The organism is Curvibacter sp. PAE-UM, from assembly GCF_001432305.1.
Lineage (GTDB): Bacteria > Pseudomonadota > Gammaproteobacteria > Burkholderiales > Burkholderiaceae_C > Hylemonella.
The window spans coordinates 2,591,056-2,614,758 of the sequence record NZ_KQ483358.1 but is presented as its reverse complement, the minus strand read 5'-3'; the positions used below and the strand labels follow the sequence as shown (position 1 = coordinate 2,614,758).

Sequence of the window (23,703 nt, the reverse complement as noted above, 5' to 3'; positions counted from 1 at the left end):
CCAAGCCTGCCTGCGCAGGCTTGGACGGGACGAAGAGGCGCTGGCGTCTCGCCACGCCACGTTTCGCGCCTTGGGACGGCCCGGCGGCGCTCATGCCTGGACCTCCGGGTCAAAGCCCAGCAGGCCCTGGCTCAGGCCGATGAGGGCCGTGAGGATCAGGGGCGGCACCATCAGCGTGTAGACGATCCACTCGGGAAAACCCAGCATCATGGTGGCCGACTGCGTGCTCCAGGCGCTCAGGCCGCCGAGCACGGTGCGCCAGGCCAGCAGGGCCATGCACAGGCCCAGCACGAAGGCGCCGATGCGGTCCAGCGCGGCGGTGGTGCGCTCGCTGGCGCGGGCTGTGAAGAAGTCCACGATGATGTTGCCGCGGCGCAGCTGGCACCAGGGCAGGAAGAGGGCGATCGCCGCACCGGCGGCCACGCCCGTGAGCTCGAAATCACCGACCAGCGTGGTGCCGGTGGTGTTGCGCCCCATCACGCTGAGGCAGGTCATCAGCGTGATGACCGTCAGCAGCACACCGGCCAGGATGGCGCAGGCCTTGGCCAGTGTTCCCAACATCTTGTAGATCATGGGCCGCGATTGTAGGGGTGCTCCCGGTTCAGACCACCTTGAGGCGGATAGGGGTCAACCCTGCAACGCCGCCTTCCATCACGTCGCCCGGCACCACGGCCGCCACGCCCTCGGGGGTGCCGGTGTAGATCAGGTCGCCGGGGCGCAATTCCCAGGCGGTGCTGAGGTGCTCGATGATCTCGCCGATGTTCCAGATCAGCTTGGTGACGTCGCTGCGCTGGCGGTCCTGGCCGTTGACCTGCAGCCAGATCCCGGCCTTCTCCACGTCGCCGGCTTGCGCGGCTGGCGTGATGGCGCCGATGGGGCAGGCTTCGTCGAAGGTCTTGCCGATGCACCAGGGGCGGCCCAGCTTCTTCTGCTCGCCCTGCAGGTCGCGCCGGGTCATGTCCAGGCCCACGGCGTAGCCCCAGATGTGTTTCTTCGCGTCGGCGGCCTTGATGTTCTTGCCGCCCGTGCCGATGCAGGCCACCAGCTCGATCTCGTGGTGGAAGTCCTTGGTCAGGCTCGGGTAGTGCAGATCAGGGGTCTGGCCCGGCTCGATGACCAGGCAGTTGTCGGCCGGCTTGATGAAAAAGAAGGGCGGTTCACGGCCGGTGAAGCCCATCTCCTGGGCGTGGGCCACGTAGTTGCGGCCGACGCAGTAGATGCGGCCGACGGGGAAACGGTCCTTGCTGCCGACCACGGGCACTGAGACGGGGGCCGGGGCGGTGATGACGAAACTCATGCGAGCCTTTCTTCCTTGTGGATGCCCAGGGCCTCTTGCACCGGGCGGTCTGAAAAACTGAAGAGCACGCAACCGGCCGTCGACTGCAGGCGCAGCGCCTGCCAGGAGGGCACGACAAAATGGTCGCGGGCTTCGAAATCGAATCGTACCGGGCCCTGCGGGCCTTCGATGTAAGCAGTACCCGTACCCTCCACCACGCTGTAGACCGCGCCATCGGTCTGGCGCCAGCCCTGGCCTTCGAAGCCCGCAGGCAGGCGCTGCAGGAAAGGCTGCAGGGTGGGCATGGGTGTGCCGCCGGTCAGCGGGTTGATGTAGCGCAGCTTGTAGCCGTCGCTGGCGTCGATCGGTGCGCACCGCTCCAGCTGGTGCAGGGCCTCGCGGCTGCGCTCGTAGGGGTAGCTGAAGATGGGCGAGGTGGCACCGAAGGGCGCGTTGCCGCGCACCGGCGCCATGTTGTGGCCGTAGCGCGCGAAGCTGGCGCCTTCGGGGCGCGTGACCGGCTGCGAGCGGGTCGTGCCGTTTTCCGCGAAACCGGCGTCGAAGAAGCGGATCATGGGGATGTCCAGGCCGTCGAGCCAGACCACCGGCTCGTCCACCTCGTTGCCATGGTCGTGCCAGGTCCAGCTGGGCGTGATGATGAAGTCGCCCGGGTGCATGGTGCTGCGCTCGCCGTCCACGGCCGTGTAGGCGCCGGTGCCTTCCACGATGAAACGCAGCGCACTCTGCGTGTGGCGGTGGCTGGGCGCCACCTCGCCCGGCAGGATCAGCTGCAGCCCGGCGTAGAGCGACTGCGTCACGGCGGACTGGCCGCGCAGCGCCGGGTTCTCGAGGATCAGCACGCGGCGCACGGCCTCCTCGGCGGTGATGACTTCGCCGGCGCGTTGCAGATAGGGGCGGAGCTGCTCGTATTTCCAGTGGGCCGGCACGCAGGGCGAGGCCGGCTGCAGTGGCACCAGCGCGTGCAGCACCTCCCACAGCGGGCTCAGGTTCAGCAGCGACATGTCGCGGTAGAGCGACTGGCGGGCGGTGGCAGAAGGGTGGGGGGCGTTCATGGCCGGTTCCTGACGGTGACTGCCGATGGTAATGCCACGCACGTTTCGCGCCGGGGCAAGAATGGGTCGGGTACGGGCCCGGTCATCAGGGTGTACCAGGTGATTGTCATTTAATAAGCATACATATCAGTAAGCCAGGGTGCCGCCCGGGTTTTCCCGGGGGCGGCCGACTCCCTGCGCCGGGCGAATACACTTGCCGACCACCAGGAAGACGAACCCCATGAGCAAGAGCTACGACTTTCCCCACGCCCCGGGTCACCTGATCCGCCGGGCCCACCAGGTTTCGGTGGCCGCCTTCATGGAGGAGACGGCCAGCTACGACGTCACACCCGTGCAGTTCGCTCTGCTCAATGCGCTCATGGACACCCCGGGGGCGGACCAGGTCACGCTGGCTGCACGCGTGGCTTTCGATCCCGCCACCTCGGGTTCGGTGATCGGTCGTCTGGAGGCCAAGGGCTGGGTGCGGCGCGAGGCCGACCAGAACGACCGCCGCCGAAAGCTGCTCTGGATCACGCCTGAGGGCGAGTCGACCGTGCAGCAGATGAAACGCGCCGTGGCGCGGGTGCAGACCCGCATCCTGGGGCCACTCAATGCCACCGAGCGCGAGCAGATGATGCGCCTGCTGAGCAAGCTCGTGGCCGGCCACGCCAAGGATTGATTTCCGGGCGGACGTCAGGCTGTGTCCTGTCTTCGTCGCGGAACGCCGTGGAACCGGCTTTGCCGGGCCACTGGCGTTGCCCCCTTGAGGGGCTGAGGTCTGCGGCTCTGAACCTGCCTGTGCAGGTTCGGACAGACCGAAGAGACCGAGCCTCTGGCGCGGTCCCCGGGCAGTTACACGAAGTGAACTGTCAACGGGGGTGCTTCACGATTTCGCAAGCAGTGTGAAGTGCTCCACCTGTGGCGGCGCCGCGAAGAAGGGGCCCACGATGGCGCGCCACTCGGCAAAGGCCGGGGACTGGCGGAAATGCACGGTGTGGTCTTCCAGCGTGTCCCAGAAGATCATCAGCACATAACGGTCCGGGTGCTCGACCCCCTTGTTGACCTTGAAACCGCGGTAACCCCGGGCCTTGCTGATGACCGTGGCCAGGCCGCGCTGGATGGCTTCGTCAAAGGCGGTCTGCTGATCGGCGTGGATGCGGATGTCGGCAATTTCAAGAATCATGCGGGTCTCCTGATACGGGTGCTGGGCAGGTCGCAAGTCTACAAGCGACCGGCGGACGTGGCCTCACCATCCTGTTGCAGCATGGCGGGGTCGAAGAAGCACAGCGTATTGCGGCCGGCGCTCTTGGCCTTGTACATGGCCAGATCGGCCTGCTTGATCAGTTCTTCGCGGCTGTTCTGCAGGCCGCAGAAGATGGTGGCGCCGATGCTGGGTGTGCTGGGGTGTGAATGGCCGTTCAGATCGTAAGGGCGGTTCAGGCTGGCCAGGATTTTCTGGCCGACGGCGATGGTTTCCTCCTGGGCAACGAGTGCATCGGGGTTGAGCTCTTCGAGCAGGACCACGAATTCGTCACCGCCCAGGCGTGCCACGGTATCGGCCTGTCGCACGCACTCTTTCAGGCGCTGCGCCACCTGTTGCAGCAGCAGGTCGCCGTAATCGTGTCCCAGGGTGTCGTTGAGCTGCTTGAACCGGTCCAGATCGATGAACAGCAGGGCGCCGTGGTGCCCGCTGCGCATCGAGGCCAGCATGGTCTGCTGCAAGCGGTCATGCAGCAGCCGACGGTTGGGCAACTGGGTCAGGGCGTCATAGAAGGCCAGGGTGTGTGTCTGCTCCTCGGCCGCCTTGCGTTCGCTGATGTCGTGCATCGTCGCCACGTAATGCGTGACCGCCTCATCCGCGCCCCTGACCGCCGTGATGGTGACCGACTCGGGATAGATCTCCCCGTTCTTGCGCCGGTTCCAGATCTCGCCCTTCCAGCTACCGGTTGCCCTGATGCGCGCCCACATGGCGCTGTAGAAGGCGGCGTCGTGGCGGCCGGAACTGCGCAGGCGCGGGTTCTTGCCCACGATGTCACCGGCGGTAAAGCCGGTGATCTCCGTGAAGGCGCTGTTGATGCGCAGAATGACGCCGTTCTCGTCGGTGACGAACATGCCTTCCTGGGTCTGGAAAGCTTTCGCGGCAATCCGCAACTCGACGTCGTCCTTGCGGTGCTGCTGCATGGCCCGGCCCAGCAGCCACAGGGCGCCGATCACGACCAGGCTGATCATGCCGCCCAGCAAGAACAGCACTTCCTTGAGTCCGCGGATCTCCGTATGGGCGGTTTCCGGCGAACGCGACACCACCAGCAGCAGCGGGTAGGTGCTGACCCAGCGATGGGCAATGCCGCGTTCGACCTGGTCGAGTATCGAGTGGCGCAGGGAGTAACCCGTGCGCTGGCTCTGGTACTCGGCCAGCTGTGCGGCATCCATCCGGCTGTCCCGGTATTTCTCCAGATCGACCGAGCGGCTGATCAGTGCGCCGCGTGCCGACAGCACCGACATGATGGTGTCGGTGCCGACATTCAGGGTCTGGATGAAGCGGGTCAACTGCTCGGGTGGCAGGAAGACGACCATGACGCCAAGAAAGCGCCCGTCCTTGCCCAGCAGCGGACGTGCCAGCTGCAAGCCCCAGCGCTTGGTCAGGCGCCCCATGACCGGGTCGCTGATGTACAGCTGGTCCGGACCACCGTCGGCAAAGACGCGGAAATGTGCGCGGTCACCGAGATACGCAGGTGCCGGTTGGCCCGGTACGTCGGTGAATTTCGGGTAACCATCCGTGCCGATGACGGTGACGTGGACTTCGAAATCCCGGAAGGGGCCCTCACGCAGCAGGCGTATCGTGCGGTTGATGTCTTCGGGATGGTCCAGGTATTCGGCGCGCAGGAACAGCAGGGCGTTGTCCAGACTTTCGATCTGCCGCACCAGGGCGACATCGAGTACTTCGGACAGATGTACGAGTTCGCTGCGGAATTTGTCCAGGTGGTCCTGGTGGATGCGCCGCGACTCCCACAGCACGGTGCTCCAGATCAGCGCAAGCAGCAGGGCGCCAAGCCAGAGCAGTTGCATAGGCAGGGGCTGACGGCCACTCTGTGCGAAGCGTGTGCGGATGGGGGCCTGTAAGCCCGGTGTCCGACGGTCCATTCCAACGACCTAGTTTATTAAATAAGAATGGTCCGATTTTAGGTCGATGCATCACCCCTTGGTTGAGCCAACAAGCAGCAAAAAGGGAACTATTTCCGGTTTATCCTCGTTGGCATGAAGCTGCACAACTATTTCCGCTCCTCCGCCTCTTTTCGCGTGCGCATCGCGCTGGCGCTCAAGGGCCTGGCCTACGACTACATCCCCGTCCATCTGGCGCGCGGCGACCACAAGCTCCCGGGTTACGCCGAGGTCTCGGCCGACCGCCTGGTGCCGCTGCTCGAAGTCGACGGCGAGCGCTTTTCCCAGTCGATGGCCATCATCGAGTACCTGGACGAGACCCATCCCCAGCCGCCGCTGCTGCCTGCCGACGCGGCCGGCCGTGCCAGGGTGCGCGCGCTGGCCCAGTCCATCGCCTGCGAGATCCATCCGCTCAACAACCTGCGGGTGCTCAAGTACCTGGTGCGTGAGCTCAAGGTCAGCGAGGACGCCAAGAACACCTGGTACCGCCACTGGGTGCGTGAGGGCCTGGAGAGCTTCGAGCGCCAACTGGCCACCCTGGCCGCGTTGCGCCAGCAGGCCGGCCTGCCGCCCTCGGTCTACTGCTGGGGCGGCACGCCCACCCTGGCCGACTGCTGCCTGGTGCCGCAGATCTTCAACGGCCAGCGCTTCGACGTGAACCTCGACGGCCTGCCGCTGACCATGGGCGCTTTCAACGCCTGCATGCAACTGCCGGCCTTCCAGCAGGCGCAGCCCTCCAGCTGCCCCGACAACGAACCCTGATGCATCCGGATTGGCTGATCCCGAAGTGGCCCGCGCCGGAGCGGGTGCGCGCGGTCTGCACCACGCGCGCCGGTGGCCGCTCGCAGCCGCCTTACGACAGTCTCAATCTCGGTGACCACGTGGGCGACGACCCGCTGGCTGTGGGCACCAATCGTGCCCTGCTGGCCCAGGCCCTGGCCGCGCATCCGGTCTTTCTGAAACAGGTGCATGGCAGGGGCGTGGTGGCGCTGGATGCGCACACGCCCCAGGGCACCGAGGCCGATGCCTGCCTCACGCGTGAGCGCGGCGTGGCCTGCACCATCATGGTGGCCGACTGCCTGCCGCTGCTCTTCACTGACAACCGAGGCAGCTTTGTCGCTGCTGCCCACGCCGGCTGGCGTGGCCTGGCGGGCGAGGGCGGGGTGGGTGTGATCGAAACCCTGCACGCTGCCCTGCAGGTCGACGCACGCGAGCTCATGGTCTGGCTGGGTCCCTGCATCGGCCCGCAGGCCTTCGAGGTCGGCCCCGAGGTGAAGGCAGCTTTCGAGGTCTGGAGCCCGCGGGCGACCAGTTGTTTCCATCCGGCGACCGCGCCCGGCAAATGGCTGGCCGACCTGCCGGCCCTGGCAAGACGGCGTCTGGCAGCGCTGGGGATCGGGCAGGTCTACGGCAACGACAGCTCACCATCGTGGTGCACCGTCACGAATCCATCACGGTTCTTTTCGCACCGGCGCGACCGCGTCAGCGGCCGCCTCGCTGCCTGCATCTGGCTGGGCTGAACCGGTCTGCGCATCCTGGGCCTGCTGCCAGGCCGCCACTTCATCGGCCTCGCGCTGTTTGCGCATCTTTTTGCGCGCCGGCGTGCCCAGGATGTAGAGCAGCAGGGCCACCGGCCCCACGCCATACAGCAGGAAGGTGATGATCGCGCCCAGCACGGTACCGATGGGGCTGGTGGCCTCGGCCACGGCCATCATCAGCGCAACGTAAAGCCAGCCGATGGCTATCAGTATCAGGAACATGGGTAATTTCGGTTTTGTCAGGATAACGAAGGTCCAAGCCTGACATACTGGAAGCGTATTTCCAGCACGAAGGACCCAGCGTGACACAGGATACCCCCGAATTTTGGGCGCAAGCGGCGCAGCAGTTCCAGCAGGCCTACGGTGACAGCTGGCTCAAGCTCTTCCAGTCCTTCCAGGGCGCGCATCCCGGCCAGGGCCCCGCCGCACTCCCGGCGATGGAGCATCCGGTGAGCATCCCGCCCGACAAGCTGCAGGCACTGCAGCAGCAGTATGTGCAGGACCTCACGCAACTCATGCAGCAGGGCGCCAGTGCGGCCGTGAGCGGCGACCGGCGTTTCGCCGCGCCGGCCTGGGGCGAGAACCCGCTGGCGGCCATGACGGCCTCCACCTACCTGCTCAATGCCCGCCTGCTGATGGAGATGGCCGATGCCGTGCAGGCCGACGCCAAGACGCGCGCGCGCATCCGCTTTGGCGTGGAACAGTGGGTGGCGGCCAGCGCGCCCAGCAACTACCTGGCCTTCAATGCCGAGGCCCAGAAGAAGGCCATCGAGACCAAGGGCGAGAGCATTGCCAGGGGCATGCAGAACATGCTGCACGACCTCGGCCAGGGCCATGTGAGCATGACCGACGAAAGCCGCTTCGAGGTCGGCAAGAACGTGGCCACCAGCGAAGGCGCCGTGGTCTACGAGAACGAGCTCTTCCAGCTCATCGAATACAAGCCGCTCACCGAGAAGGTCTACGAGCGGCCCTTCCTGCTGGTGCCGCCCTGCATCAACAAGTACTACATCCTGGACCTGCAGCCCGAGAACTCGCTGATCCGCTACGCCGTGGCGCAAGGGCACCGCACCTTCGTGGTGAGCTGGCGCAACCCGGATGAGAGCCTGGGCCACAAGACCTGGGACGACTACATCGAGGACGCCGCCATCCAGGCCATCCACGTGGTGCAGGAGATCAGCGGCGCCGAACAGATCAACGCCCTGGGTTTCTGCGTGGGCGGCACCATCCTGGGCACGGCCCTGGCCGTGCTGGCCGCGCGCGGCGAGCAACCCGTGCACAGCCTCACCCTGCTCACCACCTTCCTCGACTTCAGCGACACCGGCATCCTCGACGTCTTCATCGACGAGAACTCGGTGCGCCTGCGCGAGCAGCAGATGGGGCAGGGCGGCCTGATGGCCGGGCGCGACCTGGGCTCCACCTTCAGCTTCCTGCGCCCCAACGACCTGGTCTGGAACTACGTGGTGGGCAACTACCTCAAGGGCGAAACCCCGCCGCCCTTCGACCTGCTCTACTGGAACAGCGACAGCACCAACCTGCCCGGTCCCTTCTACGCCTGGTACCTGCGCAACACCTACCTCGAAAACAACCTGGTCAAGCCGGGCAGGCTCACCGTCTGCGGCGAAAAGGTGGACTTGCGCAAGGTGGACGTGCCCGTCTACATCTACGGCTCGCGCGAAGACCACATCGTGCCCATTCCCGGCGCCTACGCCAGCACCCAGGTGCTGCCGGGCAAGAAGCGTTTTGTCATGGGCGCTTCCGGACACATCGCGGGTGTCATCAACCCGCCCGAGAAAAAGAAGCGCAGCCACTGGATCCGCGCCGACGGCAAGCTGCCCAAGAGCTTCGACGCCTGGTTCGAAGGCGCCGACGAACACGCCGGCAGTTGGTGGACCGACTGGGCCGCCTGGCTGGAGAAACAGGCTGGCAAGCAAATTGCTGCACCGAAAAAGTATGGCAAGGGCAGCAAATACAAGGTGATCGAAGCGGCCCCGGGCCGTTATGTGAAACAGAAAGCATAGGAGACACATCATGGAAGACATCGTCATCGTTGCCGCGGCACGCACCGCGGTTGGCAAGTTCGGCGGCGGCCTGGCCAAAATGCCGGCCACCGAACTCGGCGCCATCGTCATCAAGGCCCTGCTGGAGCGCAGCAAGGTGGATGTGGGGCAGATCGGAGAAGTCATCCTGGGCCAGGTGCTTGCCGCCGGCGCCGGCCAGAACCCGGCGCGCCAGGCGCTCATGAAAAGCGGCTTGCCCAAGGAAATTCCGGCGCTCACCATCAACGCCGTCTGCGGCTCCGGCCTCAAGGCCGTGATGCTGGCGGCCCAGTCCGTGGCCACGGGCGACAGCGACATCGTCATCGCCGGCGGCCAGGAGAACATGAGCCTGGCGCCCCACGTGCTGCCGGGCTCGCGCGACGGCCAGCGCATGGGCGACTGGAAGCTGATCGACACCATGATCGTCGACGGCCTGTGGGACGTCTACAACCAGTACCACATGGGCATCACGGCCGAGAACGTAGCCAAGCAGTACGGCATCACCCGCGAGATGCAGGACGCGCTGGCCCTGGCCAGCCAGCAGAAGGCTGCCGCCGCGCAGGATGCCGGCCGCTTCAAGGACGAGATCGTGCCGGTGCTGTTGCCGCAGAAAAAGGGCGACCCGCTGGTGTTCGACGCCGACGAGTTCATCAACCGCAAGACCAATGCCGAAGCCCTGGCCAGCCTGCGCCCGGCCTTCGACAAGGCCGGCGGCGTGACGGCGGGCAATGCCTCGGGCATCAACGACGGTGCCGCCGCCGTGATGGTCATGACGGCGAAGAAGGCTGCCGCGCTGGGGCTCAAGCCCCTGGGCCGCATCGCCAGCTACGCCACCAGCGGCCTGGACCCGGCCACCATGGGCATGGGCCCGGTGCCGGCTTCCACCAAGGCCCTGCAACGCGCCGGCTGGAAGGCGGCTGATCTGGACCTGCTGGAGATCAACGAAGCCTTCGCGGCCCAGGCCTGCGCTGTCAACAAGGAGATGGGCTGGGACACCAGCAAGGTCAACGTCAACGGTGGTGCCATTGCCATCGGTCACCCGATTGGTGCATCGGGCTGCCGCATCCTGGTCACGCTGCTGCACGAGATGCAGCGTCGTAATGCGAAGAAGGGCATCGCCAGTCTTTGCATCGGCGGCGGCATGGGGGTTGCATTGACCATCGAGCGCTGAGGGTTTGCCCCACACGCGGGTTTTGCCTAGGGCCGCCGGCAGAGCGCAGCCCTTAGATTGAGAACGAGTTCAACGAGGAGAGCATCATGAGTAAGAAAGTAGCCTACGTCACCGGCGGCATGGGTGGCATCGGCACCGCCATCTGCCAGCGCCTGCACAAGGAAGGTTTCACGGTCATCGCCGGCTGCGGCCCCACGCGAGACTTCGACAAGTGGCTGGGCGAGCAGAAGGCCCTGGGTTACACCTTCTACGCTTCGGTCGGCAACGTCGGTCTGTGGGAGTCCACCGTGGAGGCCTTCAGCAAGACCAAGGCCGAGCACGGCCCCATCGACGTGCTGGTCAACAACGCCGGCATCACCCGCGACCGCATGTTCCTCAAGATGACCCGCGAGGACTGGGACGCCGTCATCGAGACCAACCTCAACTCCATGTTCAACGTCACCAAGCAGGTGGTGGGCGATATGGTGGAACGCGGCTGGGGTCGCATCATCAACATCAGCTCGGTCAACGGCGAGAAGGGCCAGGCCGGCCAGACCAACTACTCGGCCGCCAAGGCCGGCATGCACGGCTTCACCATGGCGCTGGCGCAGGAAATGGCCAACAAGGGCGTGACGGTCAACACCGTGAGCCCGGGTTACATCGGCACCGACATGGTCAAGTCCATCCGCCAGGACGTGCTGGACAAGATCGTCGGCACCATCCCCGTCAAGCGCCTGGGCGAGCCGGGTGAGATCGCGTCCATCATTGCCTGGATCGCCAGCGAGGAGAGCGGGTACTCGACCGGGGCGGATTTCTCGGTCAATGGCGGGCTGCACATGGGCTGAGATGTTCCGGCTCTTGTCAAAAGCAAACCCCGCCGTAGCGGGGTTTGCTTTTGGTTGGTCGGCTAATTGCTTAAGACTTAAATTGATGCTAATTGATATCTAGAATGAAAAATTAGGTTTTAGTGCTTATATGTATGACACCACTTCTAAGTCAGATAGTTCGTCTAACGAAAAATATTCTGTTGCGAGTAGAAGACTCAGAAAGACGACCATCACTTCAATTTTTTGCAGGAAAGCAAAAGCCTTTTGTTTTTCCCAGTGGGATCGCTTTATCTTGGTGGTACACCGCTGACACATTTCAGGCGATTGAGAGTGTTTCTTTGCTGGTAATTGAAGACTCATCAGAATTTAGAAATTGTGATCTTGAATCTGTTTCAGATGCGGTAACAACAACGCTGCAGGAAATATGCCTCGACAATAAGATTTTCGATGGGGACGCTGTATTCCTTTGCCGAAATAGAACCTTATTTGATTGTCGTGTAGTCCCTGTCCCGCAATTTGCAGCCTCAATACAAGGAGAAATTGAATCCAATCTTCGGCAGCGGATAGGCCATCGATGTGTTCTCTACGCAGTTCCTCGATTCCAGGTCCCAAGTTTTTCTCTAGATAACGACTCTGTTCGTCTCATAAAAAGAGACGATGAGGTGGCGTGGAATCAACTGGTTGAGAAGGGATACAGGTTTAGTGGTTGGACACCGCTTCGCCCGCAAATCGGAAATGATGGGGATCGTACATTCTCTCCCCCTGGTCATTTCGAGTGTGTTCTTGTTGCGGAAGAGTACGGAACGTCAGATGGGGTTAGATTTAGCGGTGCCCTGAAGTTTAGGACGTTGGCGGCAATCCTGTTTGCGATTGCGTCGGAAAGTGCTGCCAGACCTTTTTTTAAGGCTATGAGCTATCCATATGAATTTCTCATTCAGTTCCCCCATCGATTGTCGAAAGAAGCTCAGATAACGAGAAAAGATTGTGATCCTGTTATGCCGTTTTATGTCACCGACATACCACTTTCCTCTAAGGACGTAGCATTAATCCAAGATTGGTACGCCAGCAGTTCTAGGTGTTCCGGTTCAGATCGAAGTCGAATTGAGAAGTCCACTCATTTCTTTAATAGGGGGATGAATTCGGGCGACATCGAGGCCTACATTAATTATTTTGTTTCTCTTGATGCAATGTTTGGAGAGCGTGGCTCAGTTGAAAAGTCGATTCTGCAGGGGTTGCAAGAACTCAATCTGCCATCAGTCTTAATTGAAAAAGCGTCTTGGCTGTTTGAACTTCGTAATGAAATCGTTCATGGAGGAAGTAGATTCATTTCGGAATGGTCGAAGTTCAGGCGATACAGGCAGCATTTTCAAACTCAACCTGCCGACGATGTTCGACTTCTCGCCCAGACGGTTTTGCTTCGCGCGCCTTATCTTTTTTCCTCGTAGTTAAGGTGTCAAGGTGAACTTTGCTTTTAGACGACGCGACTGAAAAAAATCTTCTTCCTTGCGGGCGAAATCTGCTCGACCTATTTCGCCAATTCGTAGTCGTTCGGCGACTGTGATTGCTGCTCCATTCTTCACCGCCACCACCTCCGCCATGATGGACAGCGCAATCTCCGCCGGCGTCTTGCTGCCGATGTACAGCCCGGCCGGCCCGTGCAGGCGGTCCAGCACCTCATACGAAATATCGAAGTGCTCATGCAGCCGTTCGCGGCGTGTGGTGCTGTTGCGGCGGGAGCCGATGGCGCCGACGTAGAAGGCCTCGGACTGCAGGGCGTCGATCAGCGCCAGGTCGTCGAGCTTGGGGTCGTGCGTGAGGGCGACGACGGCGGTGCCCGCGTCGGGTTTGAGTCGCAGAATCAGGTCGTCGGGCATCTCATGCGTAAGCGTTACGCCGGCCAGGCTCCAGGTGGCGCGGTGTTCTTCGCGCGGATCGCACACAAACACCTCGAAGCCCAGACTCAGCGCCATCTGGCTCAGGAAACGCGAGAGGTCGCCCGCGCCGATGACGATGAGACGGGCCTGCGGGCCGAGGTAGGTGGTCAAGGTGGCTTCGTCGAGCTGCGGCACGCCATCACGCCGGCCCGGGCGCAGGGTCACCGCGCCGGTCTTCAGGTCCAGCACGCGTTCGGTGCTTTGCCGTTGCTCACAGGCGACCAGCAGGTCACCCAGGCGGCTGTGCGGCGCCACGCGCTCCAGCACCAGTTCCACCGTGCCGCCGCAGGGCAGGCCGAAGCGATGCGCTTGGTCGGCCGAGATGCCGTAGCGTTGCACGGTGGGCGCGGCGCCGGTCATGGCCGCTTCCACGCCGCCCTCGCGGATGCGGTGGATGAGGTCGTCCTCGATGCAGCCGCCCGAGACCGAGCCCACGGTCTCGCCCCGGCCGTTGATGGCCATGAGCGAGCCGGGCGGGCGCGGCGAGGAGCCCCAGGTGCGGGCCACGGTGACGAGCACCACGGCCTGCCCCTCGGTCAACCAACGCTGCGCGGTGCGCAGGACCAGGGTGTCGAGATCCTCCATGGGCTCAGGCCAGCTTGAAGGGCAGTTCGCGCGGCGTCTTGCCGGTCAGGCGCGCGATGGCGTTCGCGAAAGCCGGGGCCAGCGGTGGCAGGCCGGGTTCACCCATGCCGGTGGGCGCGTCGGTGCTGGGCACCACGTGCACGGCGATCTGCGGCATGTCGGTGATGCGCGGCACGGCGTAGTCGCCGAAGTTGCTCTGCTGCACCTCGCCGTCCTTGAGCGTGATGGCCGCACCGGGCAGGCACATGGACAGGCCCATGAGTGCAGCACCCTGCACCTGCGCTTCCACGGTGCGCGGGTTCACCACCAGGTTGCAATGCACGCCGGCTGTCACACGGTGCAGCACGGGCTGGCCGTCCTTGACCGAAGCTTCCACCACATAGGCCACCACGGTGCTGAAGGACTCGTGCACGGCCACGCCCCAGGCGCGGCCCCGGGGCAAAGCCTTATTGCCGTAGCCGCTTTTCTCCACGGCCAGCTGCAGCGCGGCGCGGTGGCGCGGGTGCTTGTCGCCGATGAGTTTGAGGCGGTAGGCCACAGGGTCTTGCTTGGTGGCGCGGGCGATCTCGTCGATCAGCGTCTCCATCACGTAGGCCGTGTGGGTGGACCCCACGCTGCGCCACCAGAGCACGGGCACGTTGAGCTTGGGGTGGTGCACGGTGAGGCGCATGGGGATGGGGTAGGGCTCACGCAGGCCTTCGACGGCGGTGGCGTCGATGCCGTTTTTCACCTGGAAGGCCTCGAACACGGAGCCAGCGAGGATGGACTGGCCCACCACGACGTGGTCCCAGGCCAGCACCTTGCCCTTTTCATCGAAGCCGATGCGCGCGCGGTGCAGGTGCATGGGGCGGTAGTAGCCGCCCTTGATGTCGTCCTCGCGGCTCCAGAGCGTGCGCACGGGCACGTTCAGGCCCGCAGTGCGCGCGGCCTTGGCGATGGTGCAGGCCTCGACCACGTATTCGCTGCTGGGAATGGCACGTCGGCCGAAACCACCGCCTGCAGCCTGCACATGCACCTTGATCTGCTCGGGCTTGAGGCCCAGCACACGGGCTGCGGCCATGCCGTCGAGGCCCGGCATCTGTGAGCCGACCCAGAGCTCGGCGCCCTGGTCGCTGATCAACACGGTGCAGTTCAGCGGCTCCATAGGCGCGTGGGCCAGGTAGGGGAAGACGAACTCGGCCTCGATCTGTTTCGGGGCACCGGCCAGGGGCCCCATGTCGGCGTCGAAGTGGCGCGGGCCGCTCTCCTGGGCCATCTGCCGGTACTGGGCCAGCTGGCGTTCGCTGTCCACCTTCTCGACATTGCTGGTGTCCCACTGCAGCTTGAGCGCGTCGCGCCCCTGCTTGGCGGGCCAGTAGCCCTCGGCGATCACGGCCACGCCTTCGGCACCGCGGTCCAGCGGCACCCGCAGCACGGCCTTGACGCCGGGCACGGCACGCGCCGCGCTGTCGTCGACCGAGGCGAGCTTGGCGCCGAAGACGGGCGGGCGCGCGATGACCGCGGTGAGCTGGCCGGGTTGGCGCACGTCGATGCCGAAGTTCTGCTGGCCGCTGCTCTTGGCCTTGGCGTCCAGGCGACCGGTGGGCTTGCCGATGATGCGGAAGTCTTTCGGGTTCTTCAGCGTCACCTTCTCGGGTACGGGCTGGGTCATGGCAGCCTCGGCCAGTTCGCCGTAACCCGCCTTGCGGCCGCCAGGGCCGAGCACCCAGCCGGCCTGCGTGCGCAGGCTCTGCACGTCCACGTTCCAGCGCATGGCGGCGGCGGCCAGCAGCATGGCGCGGGCGCGGGCACCGAGTTCGCGGTATTGCGTGTAGCTGTTCTTGATCGAGTTGGAGCCACCGGTGAGGTGCATGCCGAAGAGCGGGTCGGCATAAGCGGGGTTGTTCGTGCCGTGCTGGCTGCGCACCTTGCTCCAGTCGGCGTCCAGCTCCTCGGCCAGGATCATGGGCAGGGCCGTCTGCACGCCCTGGCCGAACTCCAGGCGGTTGACGGTGACGGTGACCTCACCGTCGGTTGCGATCTGCACGAAGGCCGAGGGTTGTTCGGTGGGCTTGAGGCCGGCCGCGGCAGCCGGCTGGGCCGTGGCCAGGCCGGGGTAGACGCCGAGCGCCAGGCCGCCGGCACCGGCGAGCTTGAGGAAGCTGCGGCGTGGCAGGGCGGTCATGTCGGTCTGTTCATCGCGGGCCAGCAGGTGTTGCAGGGCGCGCGGCATTTCTTGGGCGAGGGTGGTGGGCAACATGGGGTGCTCCTTCAGGCGAGTGTCTTGGCGGCGTCGGCCACGGCGGCGCGGATGCGGGCATAGGTGCCACAGCGGCAGATGTTGCCGGCCATGGCGCTGTCGATCTCGGCGGCCGTGGGCTGCTTGCCGCGCGGCAGGGATTTGAGGAAGGCGGTGGCGCTCATGATCTGGCCGCTCTGGCAGTAGCCGCACTGCGCGACGTCGTGCTTGACCCAGGCGGCGTACACGGCGGCACCCACACGGTCCTTGCCGTCGGTGACGGCTTCGATGGTGGTGATCTTGCCGTTCTGCGCGGCCGAGATGGGCGTGACGCAGGAGCGGATGGCCTGGCCGTCCAGGTGCACGGTGCAGGCGCCGCACAGCGCCGCCCCGCAGCCGAACTTGGTGCCGGTCATGCCCAGGTTGTCACGCAGGGCCCAGAGGATGGGGGTGGTGGGGTCGGTGTTGAGCGCATGCTCGCGGCCGTTGACGTGGAGGGTGTTCATGGCAGTGCGTGCTCCTTGGGTAAAGGTCGGTCGGGGATCGGTGCCGGAAGTGTCCGCCCTGGTCCGGCGGCGGGCTTGCCGTTTCCGATCTATTTTTTGCCTTTTCTGATCGACTGTCATCAAAAATCATCGCCGCCAAACCGGGGGAGGTACAGTGCGGACCATGGCGCACCACGCAACCATCCGCTCTGTGACAGAGTCGTGACCGCGCCCGTTCCAACTGCCTTGAAGGTTTCAGCATGAGCATCGCCACCCTGGCCCAGGAAATCGGCCGGATTGCCCGAAATGACGGCGATTACCAGACGGCCATCCCCCAGCTGCTGATGGCTCGGCGCAGCGGCCGCACGGAGCCGCTGGCCTGCATCTACATGCTGGGCCTGGCCGTGGTGGCGCAGGGCGGCAAGCAGGTGACCATGAGCGACCAGGTCGTGAACTACGGGCCCGGCCAGTCCCTGCTGGCAACGGTGGACTTGCCCGTGGTCTCGCAGGTCACGCAGGCCGATCTGGCCCAACCGTTTCTCGGCATGCTGCTCACGCTGGATACGCGCGCGCTGGTGCAACTGGCCGCGGACATGGAACTGCCGCCTTTGCCACGCGACCAGGCCGCACGCGGCATATCGCTGGGCCCGCTGGACGAGCCGCTGCTGGACGCGGTGATCCGCCTGGTGCGGCTGCTGCAGGAGCCGCAGCACATCGCACGGCTGGCGCCCCTGATCCAGCAGGAGATCATGGTGCGCCTGCTGACCGGTCCGCACGGCCCCTACCTGCGGCATCTGATCGCCGCGGGCTCACCGAGCCACCAGGTCGCGCAGGCCATCGCCTGGCTCAAGCTGAACTTCAGCCGTGATGTGCTGATGGACGAGCTGGCCGAACGCGCGCACATGAGTCCTTCGACCTTCCGCCAGCATTTCCGCCAACTCACGGGCATGAGCCCGCTGCAGTACCAGAAGCAGCTGCGCCTGCAGGAGGCGCGCCAGCTCATGCTGACGCAGGCCCTGGACGCCAGCAGCACGGCCGCGCGTGTGGGTTACGAAAGCGTCTCGCAGTTCAACCGCGAGTACAGCCGCCAGTTCGGCGCGCCGCCACAGCGCGACATCAGGCGCATGCGGGAGTTGCCGGGTGGAGGCGTGGTGCAGGCCCTCTGACCTGGGCCTTTAACGCTTCAGGGTACCGCGCACGAAGAGCCAGGTCATCCCCGCCGAGCCCGCGATGCCCGCCACCATGGGCAGGCCCGTGCCATCCACAAAGAGACCGACGATGGCCATCACCACCGCACCCGTGGCGAACTGCAGCGTGCCCATCAACGCCGACGCGGTGCCGGCAATCGGCCCGTGGTCTTCCAGCGCCAGGATGGCCGAGGTGGGAATGATCAAGCCCAGGAAGCCGTAGCCCACGAAGAGCAGGGCCAGCAGCACGGGCAGGGCGTCCACGCCCAGCAGAAAGAGCGCCAGCAGCAGGACCATGACACCCGCGTAGCCGTGGGCGGCCATGCCGATCATGGGTTTCATGCCGAAGCGCCGACCCAGGCGGGCGGTCAGCTGCGACATGCCGATGAAGCTGGCCGCATTGGCCGCGAAGACGATGCTGTATTGCCGCGGTGTGAGGCCGTAGTGGTCGATCAGCACGAAGGAGGAGTTGGCCAGGTAGGCGAAGAAACTCGCGATGCCGAAGGCACCGATCAGCACCAGGCCCATGAAATGGCGGTCGCGCAGCAGCGTGGCATAGCCACGGAAGGCCTGGCGCCAGCTGCTGCCGGCGCGCTGCTCGGGCGGACGGGTTTCGCCCATCTGCGTGGCCACCAGGATCAGGCCCAGGGCGCCAGCGGCCAGCATGAACCAGAAGGTGCTGCGCCAGCCCAGCCATTCGATCAGCAGGCTGCCGGCCAGCGGCGCCAGGATGGGCGAGACGCTGAAGACCAGCATGAGCGTGGACATGAGGCGCAGCGCCTCGTGGCCCGTGTACAGGTCGCGCACCACGGCGCGTGGCACCACGCTGCAGGCGCAGGCGCCCAGGCCCTGCACGAAACGCATGGCCACCAGGGTGTGGATGTCGGGTGCCAGCGCGCAGCCCACGCTGCCGATGGCGAACAGCGCCAGGCCGAAGTACAGCGGCGGCTTGCGGCCCAGCATGTCGGAGGCCGGGCCGTAGATCAGCTGGCCCAGGCCCAGGGCGATGAAAAAGGCCATCAGGCTGCCTTGTACCGCGCCGATGGACGCACCCAGGCTCTGCCCGATGGAGGGCAGGGCCGGCAGGTACATGTCGATGGCGAAGGGGCCGATGGCCGAGAGCAGGCCCAGGACGAGGGCGGCGCGCAGAAAGCTGGTGGTCATGAAAACCTGCCGGTCGGTCGACCGGGGTGTCGTGGAATGATGAACATTGTCACGCTTGTGCGTGATCACGCTGATGATAGTCGGCCGGAGTCGTTGGCCGTGTGGGTGTTTGACGCTAAGCTTGAGACATGATGGACCTCCAGTCCCTGCTTGCCTCCCCCGTGGCCCTGCCCAGCATTCCCCGCGTGATCGCGCTGGCGCTGACCGAGCTCAACGCACCGGAGCCCGACGCCTTGCGTGTGAGCAGCTTGCTGGGCATGGAGCCGGTGATGACCGCGCGCCTGCTCATGGTGGCCAATTCCGCGCGTTTCCAGCGCCGCCGCCGCGTCGGCACCGTGAGCGAGGCTCTGGCCATCCTGGGCCTGCGACCGGTGCGGGACATGACCATCGAGGCGGCCATGACCAGCGCCTTTCGCAAGGTGGGCAGTGTGGACATGAAGCAGTTCTGGCGCTACAGCCTGGACACCGCGCGGCTGACGCAGCTCCTGACCCGGGCCAGGAAGGTGGAGGTTTCGCCTTATACGGTGGGCCTGGTCCATGCCCTGGGAGAACTCGTTTTGCATCGCGGCATGCCCAAGGAGATGGAGCAGCTCAACCAGCGCATCAACGTCTTCGCGCCCCAGCGGGCGCGTGCCGAGCGCGAACTGCTGGGTTATTCCTATGCCCAGGTCGGCGCCGGATTTGCGCGGGCCTGGCAACTGCCCGAGGCCCTGGTGGAGACACTGGAGCATCAGGACGCGCCCTTCGAGCGCGAGGACTACGAGCCCATGGCCGGCATCCTGCATGTGGCCTCCTGGCGCTGCCGCGCGCACGAGCTGGGCTACACGGAAAACAAGCTCGCCGTGAGCTTTCCCGACAAGACCGCCCTGGCCCTGGGCCTGGACGTGGGCGTGGTGCTGGCCCATGCGCCGGTCGACTGGGCGTCCAGCCAGGAGGCGCGGCTTTTTCTGGAATAGACGCGCCGGTTCAGGCCGCGTAGCCGAGCACGGCGAAGTAGTGCAGGGTGGTGCCGGCGGCGACGAAGACATGCCAGATGGCATGGGCGTAGCGCACCCGCGAGTCCAGCATGAAAAAGACCACGCCCGCGGTGTAGGCCACGCCACCTGCGACCAGCAGGGCCAGGCCGGCCGAGGGCACGCGTTGCACCAGAGGGACTGCGGCGATCAGCACCAGCCAGCCCATGAGGAGATAGAGACCGGTGGAGAGCCAGGGGTGCGAGAGGCGGTCAAAGGCCTTGAGCGTGACGCCCGCCACGGCCATGGTCCACACCAGGCCGAAGAGTGTCCAGCCCCAGGCGCCGCCCATGACACCCAGCGCAAATGGCGTGTAGCTGCCCGCGATGAAAAGGTAGATGGCGCCGTGGTCGAGTTTCATGAACACGCGCTTGGCGCGGCCCTGGGGCAGCGCGTGATACAGCGTGGAGGTGAAGTAGAGCAGCACCATGGTGGCCGCGAACACGGCAGCGCCCACGATGTTGGCGGCGCTCAAGGGACTGACCGCCACGATGAGGATGGGGGCAGCGATCAGGGCCCCCAGCAGTGCCAGGCCATGGCTCAGGCTGTTGGCGATTTCCTCGCCGAGGGTCTGGGGGCGTTCGCTCATGGGGAGCATTTTCGCACGCACGTATGAATGGCGTGTGTCAGGCGGGACATCAAACCTCAGGGAAGATCAGGCTGGTCACGGGCATCGGTGCCGGACTATTTGCGCGTGCGTTCCTTTTCGTAGTCCTCGTAGGTCTGCCGGTTCACGCGGCGCATGCAGTCTTCGTAGGCACCGGGTGGCTGGCGGCGGCATTCGTTTTCGGCACTGGCCCGGGCGCCTTCGTACCAGGCCCGGGTGCTGCAGCCGGCCAGCAACAGGCTGGCCAGAAGGGCGGACAGGAGGAGGATATGGTGATGCATGGGGTGAGTTTATAAGGGCTGGGCGCAGCCCTAACTGCCCCGGAGTTGACCTGCGTCAACGAAAAACGGGGATGGCTTCCTATTCTTCTGGGCCTTCCGCTTGCTTGCGGCGCACCGCGCCGGGGCATCGGATCCACCCGATCCTTACAAGGAGGAATCAGAGATGCAAACCCCTAAAGACAAGTTGCTCTGGATGTACGAGAAGATGGTCGAGATCCGGAACTACGAGGAGACCATGGCCAATGTCTACCTCGAAGGCAAACTGCCGCCCAATATCCAGGCCGGCCTGGCCTTCGACATCGGCTCGGGGCCGGTGCCCGGCGAGATGCATCTGGCGGCAGGGCAGGAGCCGGTGGCGGTAGGCATCTGCGCCCACCTGAAGCAGGACGACACGGTGGTTGGCACGCACCGGCCGCACCACTTCGCGATTGCCAAGGGCGTGCCGCTGAACCCGATGACAGCCGAGATGTTCGGCAAGGTCACCGGCCTGGGCAAGGGCAAGGGCGGGCACATGCACCTGTTCGATCCGGTGCACAAGTTCAGCTGCAGCGGCCTGATCGGCGCCAGCCTGCCGCCGGCCTGCGGCGCGGGCCTGGCCGCCAAGAAGCTGGGCAAGGACTGGGTGGCGGTGGCCTTCTTCGGCGAAGGCGCGGCCAACCAGGGCGCGGTGCACGAGTCGCTCAACCTGGCAGCGCTGTGGCAGCTGCCGGTGATCTTCGTCTGCGAAGACAACAAGTGGGCCATCTCGGTGCCCAAGACCAGCGCCACCTCCATCGAATGGGTTGCGGACCGCGCCAGCGCCTACGGCATGCCCGGCATCAAGGTGGCCCACAACGATGCGGTCGAGGTGTACGAGGCGGTGGCCCCGGCCATAGCGCGCGCGCGCAGCGGCAAGGGCCCCAGCCTGATCGAGGTGAAGACCGACCGCTACCTCGGCCACTTCCAGGGCGACCCGGAGGTCTACCGCCCCAAGGACGAAGTGACGAACCTGCGCAAGAACGACCCCATCCCGAAGCTGGCCGCACAGCTCAAGAGCGCCGGGCAGATGACGGATGCGGAAGAGGCGGCCATCGTGGCGCGCGCCAGACAGCGCGTGGCCGATGCCTTTGCCTTCGCCCGCAAGAGCGACTACCCCGCGCCGCAGGAAGCCCTGCAGCATGTCTTTGCCTGACCCGATTCCCCAGGAGGAACACCAGATGACCACGACACGCAAACTCACCATGGCGCAGGCGATTGCCGAGGCGATCGGCCAGGAAATGGAGCGCGACAACAAGGTCTTCGTCATGGGCGAAGACATCGGCAAGTACGGCGGCATCTTCGGTGCCACCGGCGGCCTGCTCGACAAATTCGGCCCCGAGCGCATCATGGACACGCCGATTTCCGAGACCGCCTTCATCGGCACGGCCACCGGCGCCGCCGCCGCCGGCCTGCGCCCGATCGCCGAGCTGATGTTCGTCGACTTCTTCGGCGTCTGCATGGACCAGATCTACAACCACCTGGCCAAGAACACCTATATGGCGGGCGGCAACATCAAGCTGCCGGTGGTGCTGACCACGGCCATCGGCGGCGGTTACAACGATGCGGCGCAGCACTCGCAGTGTCTCTACGCCACCTTTGCCCACATGCCGGGCCTCAAGGTGGTGGTGCCGTCCAACGCCTACGACGCCAAGGGCCTGATGACCCAGGCCATCCGCGACGACAACCCCGTGCTCTTCATGTACCACAAGGGCATCATGGGCCTGCCCTGGATGGCCTACTTCGAAGGCAGCAGCAACGAGGTGCCGCAGGAGCAGTACACCATCCCCTTCGGCGTGGCCAAGGTGGTGCGCGAGGGCTCGGACCTGACCATCGTCACGCTCAGCCAGATGGTGCAGAAGTCCCTGCTCGCGGCGGAAGAGCTGAAGAAGCAGGGCATCAGTGCCGAGGTGCTGGACCTGCGCACCCTGGTGCCGCTGGACCGCAAGGCCGTGCTCAAGTCGGTGGCCAAGACCGGCCGGCTGCTGGTGGCGGACGAGGACTACCTCAGCTTCGGCCTCACGGGCGAGATTGCTGCCCTCGTGGCCGAGAACCTGGACACCGTGGTCCTGAAGGCGCCCGTCAAGCGCCTGGCCGTGCCCGACGTGCCCATTCCCTACAGCCGTCCGCTGGAGAAGTTCGTCATCCCGCAGGTCGAGAACATCGTGGCGGCCTCGCAGGCGCTGATGAAGGGGCGTGTGGCCGAAGGGCAACCCGCATGACGGACATCACCCTGGCTGCCGAGGCATGGGAGGGTGTGGATGCAGCGGTCGAGGCGCTGGTGGACAAGTGGCTGGTGCAGGCGGGTGACACCGTGCGCGCCGGCCAGCCGCTGGCCAATGTGGTGCTGGTGAAGTCCAGCCAGGAGATCACCGCTCCCGCCGACGGCCGCATCGCGCAGATCCTGGTGCCGGCCGGCGGCACCTTTGCGCGGGGCAAGCCCGTCGCCACGCTGGCCTGATGCCGATCGCGAGCATTGCCGCCCAGGAGCAGGCCTGGAACCGCCAGCAGTTGGAGCAGCCGGTGGCGGCGCCGTTGTGGCGCGTCTGGACCTACGAGCAGCCCGCACTGGTGCTGGGCTGCTCGCAGCGCGCCCTGTACGAGCGCGTGCCCCGCAGCGCGTTATCCATGGAGGTGCTGCTGCGCGAATCCGGCGGCGGTGCCGTGCTCACCGGCCCCTGGCTGGTGAGCGTCTCGCTCGTGCTGCCGCTGGGCCACGCCTGGCTGGGGCAGGGCTTGCTGGAAAGTTATCGCCATCTGGGCCAGCTGCACGCTGATGCATTGGCTGAGCTGGGCGTGGTCGCCATGGCATTGCCGCCATTACAGATCGCCGGAACGCAGGCTGCACTCGCAGCACGGGGCCTGCCTGTGCTGGACTGGGCCTGCTTCGGCAGCCTCTCGCCCTGGGAAGTGGTCGATGCCGAGGGCCGCAAGCTTGTGGGACTGGCGCAGCGGCGCAGGCAGCACGGCGTGCTGCTGGTGGCCGGCACGCTGGTGACGGAACCGGACTGGGGCTTGTTGTGCGATGCGCTCGGGCGGCCGGACACCGCGACCCAGCTGCGGCAGCGGACGGCGAGTTGCGCGTGCTTGCTGGGCGGGACCTTGCCATCCGGCAAACTGGCCACGGCGCTGTCGCGTCGGCTGGCCCATGCGCTGACGGATGCGTGAGGAAGGGC

25 protein-coding genes are annotated in these 23,703 nt (G+C 65.3%); 13 read left to right on the top strand and 12 right to left on the bottom strand.

Going from position 1 to position 23,703, the window contains the following annotated elements; translation table 11 throughout:
• Nucleotides 1–90: 90 nt before the first annotated feature.
• From AO057_RS12650 to gtdA, 3 genes are read right to left on the bottom strand one after another with little or no spacing between them, the layout of a single operon-like run.
• Nucleotides 91–573 carry a TRAP transporter small permease gene (locus AO057_RS12650; RefSeq protein WP_057676293.1) on the bottom strand — a complete coding sequence of 161 codons (483 nt, stop codon included), beginning with the start codon at nucleotides 571–573 and terminating at the stop codon, nucleotides 91–93.
• Between the two features lie 28 nt (nucleotides 574–601).
• Entirely contained in the window at nucleotides 602–1,297 is a 696-nt protein-coding gene (locus AO057_RS12645; RefSeq protein WP_057676292.1) for a fumarylacetoacetate hydrolase family protein, read from the bottom strand.
• On the bottom strand, nucleotides 1,294–2,349 hold the full coding sequence (gene gtdA / locus AO057_RS12640) for a gentisate 1,2-dioxygenase (protein ID WP_057676291.1): 1,056 nt from the start codon (nucleotides 2,347–2,349) through the stop codon (nucleotides 1,294–1,296). Before gtdA ends, AO057_RS12645 begins: the two co-directional genes overlap by 4 nt.
• Before the next feature lie 220 nt (nucleotides 2,350–2,569).
• Here gtdA and AO057_RS12635 point away from each other — a divergent pair, with 220 nt between their 5' ends.
• Nucleotides 2,570–3,007 (top strand): MarR family winged helix-turn-helix transcriptional regulator, encoded by a 438-nt coding sequence (locus AO057_RS12635; protein WP_057676290.1) that lies wholly within the window; start codon nucleotides 2,570–2,572, stop codon nucleotides 3,005–3,007.
• A gap of 204 nt (nucleotides 3,008–3,211) precedes the next feature.
• Here AO057_RS12635 and AO057_RS12630 read toward each other — a convergent pair whose 3' ends face one another.
• Together AO057_RS12630 and AO057_RS12625 are read right to left on the bottom strand one after the other, a co-directional pair.
• Nucleotides 3,212–3,511, bottom strand: a complete 300-nt coding sequence (locus AO057_RS12630) for an antibiotic biosynthesis monooxygenase family protein (RefSeq protein ID WP_057676289.1) — start codon at nucleotides 3,509–3,511, stop codon at nucleotides 3,212–3,214.
• A 38-nt stretch (nucleotides 3,512–3,549) separates the two neighbouring features.
• Complete coding sequence (locus AO057_RS12625) at nucleotides 3,550–5,394, bottom strand: sensor domain-containing diguanylate cyclase (protein ID WP_057676288.1); 1,845 nt, start codon at nucleotides 5,392–5,394, stop codon at nucleotides 3,550–3,552.
• 189 nt (nucleotides 5,395–5,583) lie between these two features.
• Here AO057_RS12625 and maiA point away from each other — a divergent pair, with 189 nt between their 5' ends.
• Both maiA and pgeF read left to right on the top strand, forming a co-directional pair.
• Nucleotides 5,584–6,249 (top strand): maleylacetoacetate isomerase, encoded by a 666-nt coding sequence (gene maiA / locus AO057_RS12620; RefSeq protein ID WP_057676287.1) that lies wholly within the window; start codon nucleotides 5,584–5,586, stop codon nucleotides 6,247–6,249.
• Nucleotides 6,249–7,007: a peptidoglycan editing factor PgeF gene (gene pgeF, locus AO057_RS12615; RefSeq protein WP_057676286.1), complete on the top strand. Its 759-nt coding sequence runs from the start codon at nucleotides 6,249–6,251 to the stop codon at nucleotides 7,005–7,007. Before maiA ends, pgeF begins: the two co-directional genes overlap by 1 nt.
• Here pgeF and AO057_RS12610 read toward each other — a convergent pair.
• Nucleotides 6,939–7,247 carry a hypothetical protein gene (locus AO057_RS12610; RefSeq protein WP_057676285.1) on the bottom strand — a complete coding sequence of 103 codons (309 nt, stop codon included), beginning with the start codon at nucleotides 7,245–7,247 and terminating at the stop codon, nucleotides 6,939–6,941. The two genes, pgeF and AO057_RS12610, sit on opposite strands and share 69 nt — an antisense overlap.
• Nucleotides 7,248–7,327: 80 nt before the next feature.
• Here AO057_RS12610 and AO057_RS12605 point away from each other — a divergent pair, with 80 nt between their 5' ends.
• The 4 genes from AO057_RS12605 (at nucleotide 7,328) to AO057_RS17845 (ending at nucleotide 12,483) form a co-directional block, all read left to right on the top strand.
• On the top strand, nucleotides 7,328–9,043 hold the full coding sequence (locus tag AO057_RS12605) for a PHA/PHB synthase family protein (RefSeq protein WP_057676284.1): 1,716 nt from the start codon (nucleotides 7,328–7,330) through the stop codon (nucleotides 9,041–9,043).
• A 10-nt stretch (nucleotides 9,044–9,053) separates the two neighbouring features.
• Entirely contained in the window at nucleotides 9,054–10,232 is a 1,179-nt protein-coding gene (locus tag AO057_RS12600; RefSeq protein WP_057676283.1) for an acetyl-CoA C-acetyltransferase, read from the top strand.
• An 86-nt stretch (nucleotides 10,233–10,318) separates the two neighbouring features.
• Complete coding sequence (gene phbB, locus AO057_RS12595) at nucleotides 10,319–11,056, top strand: acetoacetyl-CoA reductase (RefSeq protein ID WP_057676282.1); 738 nt, start codon at nucleotides 10,319–10,321, stop codon at nucleotides 11,054–11,056.
• 182 nt (nucleotides 11,057–11,238) lie between these two features.
• Nucleotides 11,239–12,483, top strand: coding sequence for a hypothetical protein (locus AO057_RS17845; RefSeq protein WP_156404553.1), 1,245 nt, complete (start codon nucleotides 11,239–11,241; stop codon nucleotides 12,481–12,483).
• Here the strand turns inward: AO057_RS17845 and AO057_RS12590 are convergent, their stop codons facing one another.
• Genes AO057_RS12590 through AO057_RS12580 form a run of 3 tightly spaced genes read right to left on the bottom strand, consistent with a single transcriptional unit; the run spans nucleotide 12,484 to nucleotide 16,281 of the window.
• Nucleotides 12,484–13,557 carry an XdhC family protein gene (locus tag AO057_RS12590; RefSeq protein ID WP_057676281.1) on the bottom strand — a complete coding sequence of 358 codons (1,074 nt, stop codon included), beginning with the start codon at nucleotides 13,555–13,557 and terminating at the stop codon, nucleotides 12,484–12,486. It abuts the gene before it with no gap.
• A gap of 4 nt (nucleotides 13,558–13,561) precedes the next feature.
• Entirely contained in the window at nucleotides 13,562–15,796 is a 2,235-nt protein-coding gene (locus tag AO057_RS12585) for a xanthine dehydrogenase family protein molybdopterin-binding subunit (RefSeq protein ID WP_057676280.1), read from the bottom strand.
• An 11-nt stretch (nucleotides 15,797–15,807) separates the two neighbouring features.
• A complete protein-coding gene (locus AO057_RS12580; protein WP_057676279.1) occupies nucleotides 15,808–16,281 on the bottom strand; it encodes a (2Fe-2S)-binding protein in 474 nt (157 codons plus the stop codon).
• A gap of 239 nt (nucleotides 16,282–16,520) precedes the next feature.
• Here AO057_RS12580 and AO057_RS12575 point away from each other — a divergent pair, with 239 nt between their 5' ends.
• On the top strand, nucleotides 16,521–17,426 hold the full coding sequence (locus AO057_RS12575; protein WP_057676278.1) for an AraC family transcriptional regulator: 906 nt from the start codon (nucleotides 16,521–16,523) through the stop codon (nucleotides 17,424–17,426).
• 9 nt (nucleotides 17,427–17,435) lie between these two features.
• Here the strand turns inward: AO057_RS12575 and AO057_RS12570 are convergent, their stop codons facing one another.
• Nucleotides 17,436–18,611 carry a multidrug effflux MFS transporter gene (locus AO057_RS12570; RefSeq protein WP_057676277.1) on the bottom strand — a complete coding sequence of 392 codons (1,176 nt, stop codon included), beginning with the start codon at nucleotides 18,609–18,611 and terminating at the stop codon, nucleotides 17,436–17,438.
• A 128-nt stretch (nucleotides 18,612–18,739) separates the two neighbouring features.
• On the opposite strand from AO057_RS12570, the gene AO057_RS12565 reads away from it, so the two are divergent.
• Nucleotides 18,740–19,567 (top strand): HDOD domain-containing protein, encoded by an 828-nt coding sequence (locus AO057_RS12565; protein ID WP_240480778.1) that lies wholly within the window; start codon nucleotides 18,740–18,742, stop codon nucleotides 19,565–19,567.
• A gap of 10 nt (nucleotides 19,568–19,577) precedes the next feature.
• Here the strand turns inward: AO057_RS12565 and AO057_RS12560 are convergent, their stop codons facing one another.
• Together AO057_RS12560 and AO057_RS12555 are read right to left on the bottom strand one after the other, a co-directional pair.
• Nucleotides 19,578–20,222: a PAQR family membrane homeostasis protein TrhA gene (locus tag AO057_RS12560; protein ID WP_057676275.1), complete on the bottom strand. Its 645-nt coding sequence runs from the start codon at nucleotides 20,220–20,222 to the stop codon at nucleotides 19,578–19,580.
• Between the two features lie 86 nt (nucleotides 20,223–20,308).
• Nucleotides 20,309–20,512, bottom strand: a complete 204-nt coding sequence (locus tag AO057_RS12555) for a hypothetical protein (protein WP_057676274.1) — start codon at nucleotides 20,510–20,512, stop codon at nucleotides 20,309–20,311.
• A gap of 163 nt (nucleotides 20,513–20,675) precedes the next feature.
• Here AO057_RS12555 and AO057_RS12550 point away from each other — a divergent pair, with 163 nt between their 5' ends.
• Genes AO057_RS12550 through AO057_RS12535 form a run of 4 tightly spaced genes read left to right on the top strand, consistent with a single transcriptional unit; the run spans nucleotide 20,676 to nucleotide 23,695 of the window.
• Entirely contained in the window at nucleotides 20,676–21,683 is a 1,008-nt protein-coding gene (locus AO057_RS12550) for a thiamine pyrophosphate-dependent dehydrogenase E1 component subunit alpha (protein ID WP_057676273.1), read from the top strand.
• A 25-nt stretch (nucleotides 21,684–21,708) separates the two neighbouring features.
• The gene (locus AO057_RS12545) at nucleotides 21,709–22,749 is read left to right on the top strand and encodes an alpha-ketoacid dehydrogenase subunit beta (RefSeq protein WP_057676272.1); all 1,041 of its coding nucleotides are present in this window, start codon (nucleotides 21,709–21,711) and stop codon (nucleotides 22,747–22,749) included.
• Nucleotides 22,746–22,988, top strand: coding sequence for a lipoyl domain-containing protein (locus tag AO057_RS12540; RefSeq protein WP_057676271.1), 243 nt, complete (start codon nucleotides 22,746–22,748; stop codon nucleotides 22,986–22,988). The genes AO057_RS12545 and AO057_RS12540 overlap by 4 nt, the downstream gene beginning before the upstream one ends.
• Nucleotides 22,988–23,695, top strand: coding sequence for a lipoate--protein ligase family protein (locus tag AO057_RS12535; RefSeq protein WP_057676270.1), 708 nt, complete (start codon nucleotides 22,988–22,990; stop codon nucleotides 23,693–23,695). The genes AO057_RS12540 and AO057_RS12535 overlap by 1 nt, the downstream gene beginning before the upstream one ends.
• Nucleotides 23,696–23,703: the final 8 nt, after the last annotated feature.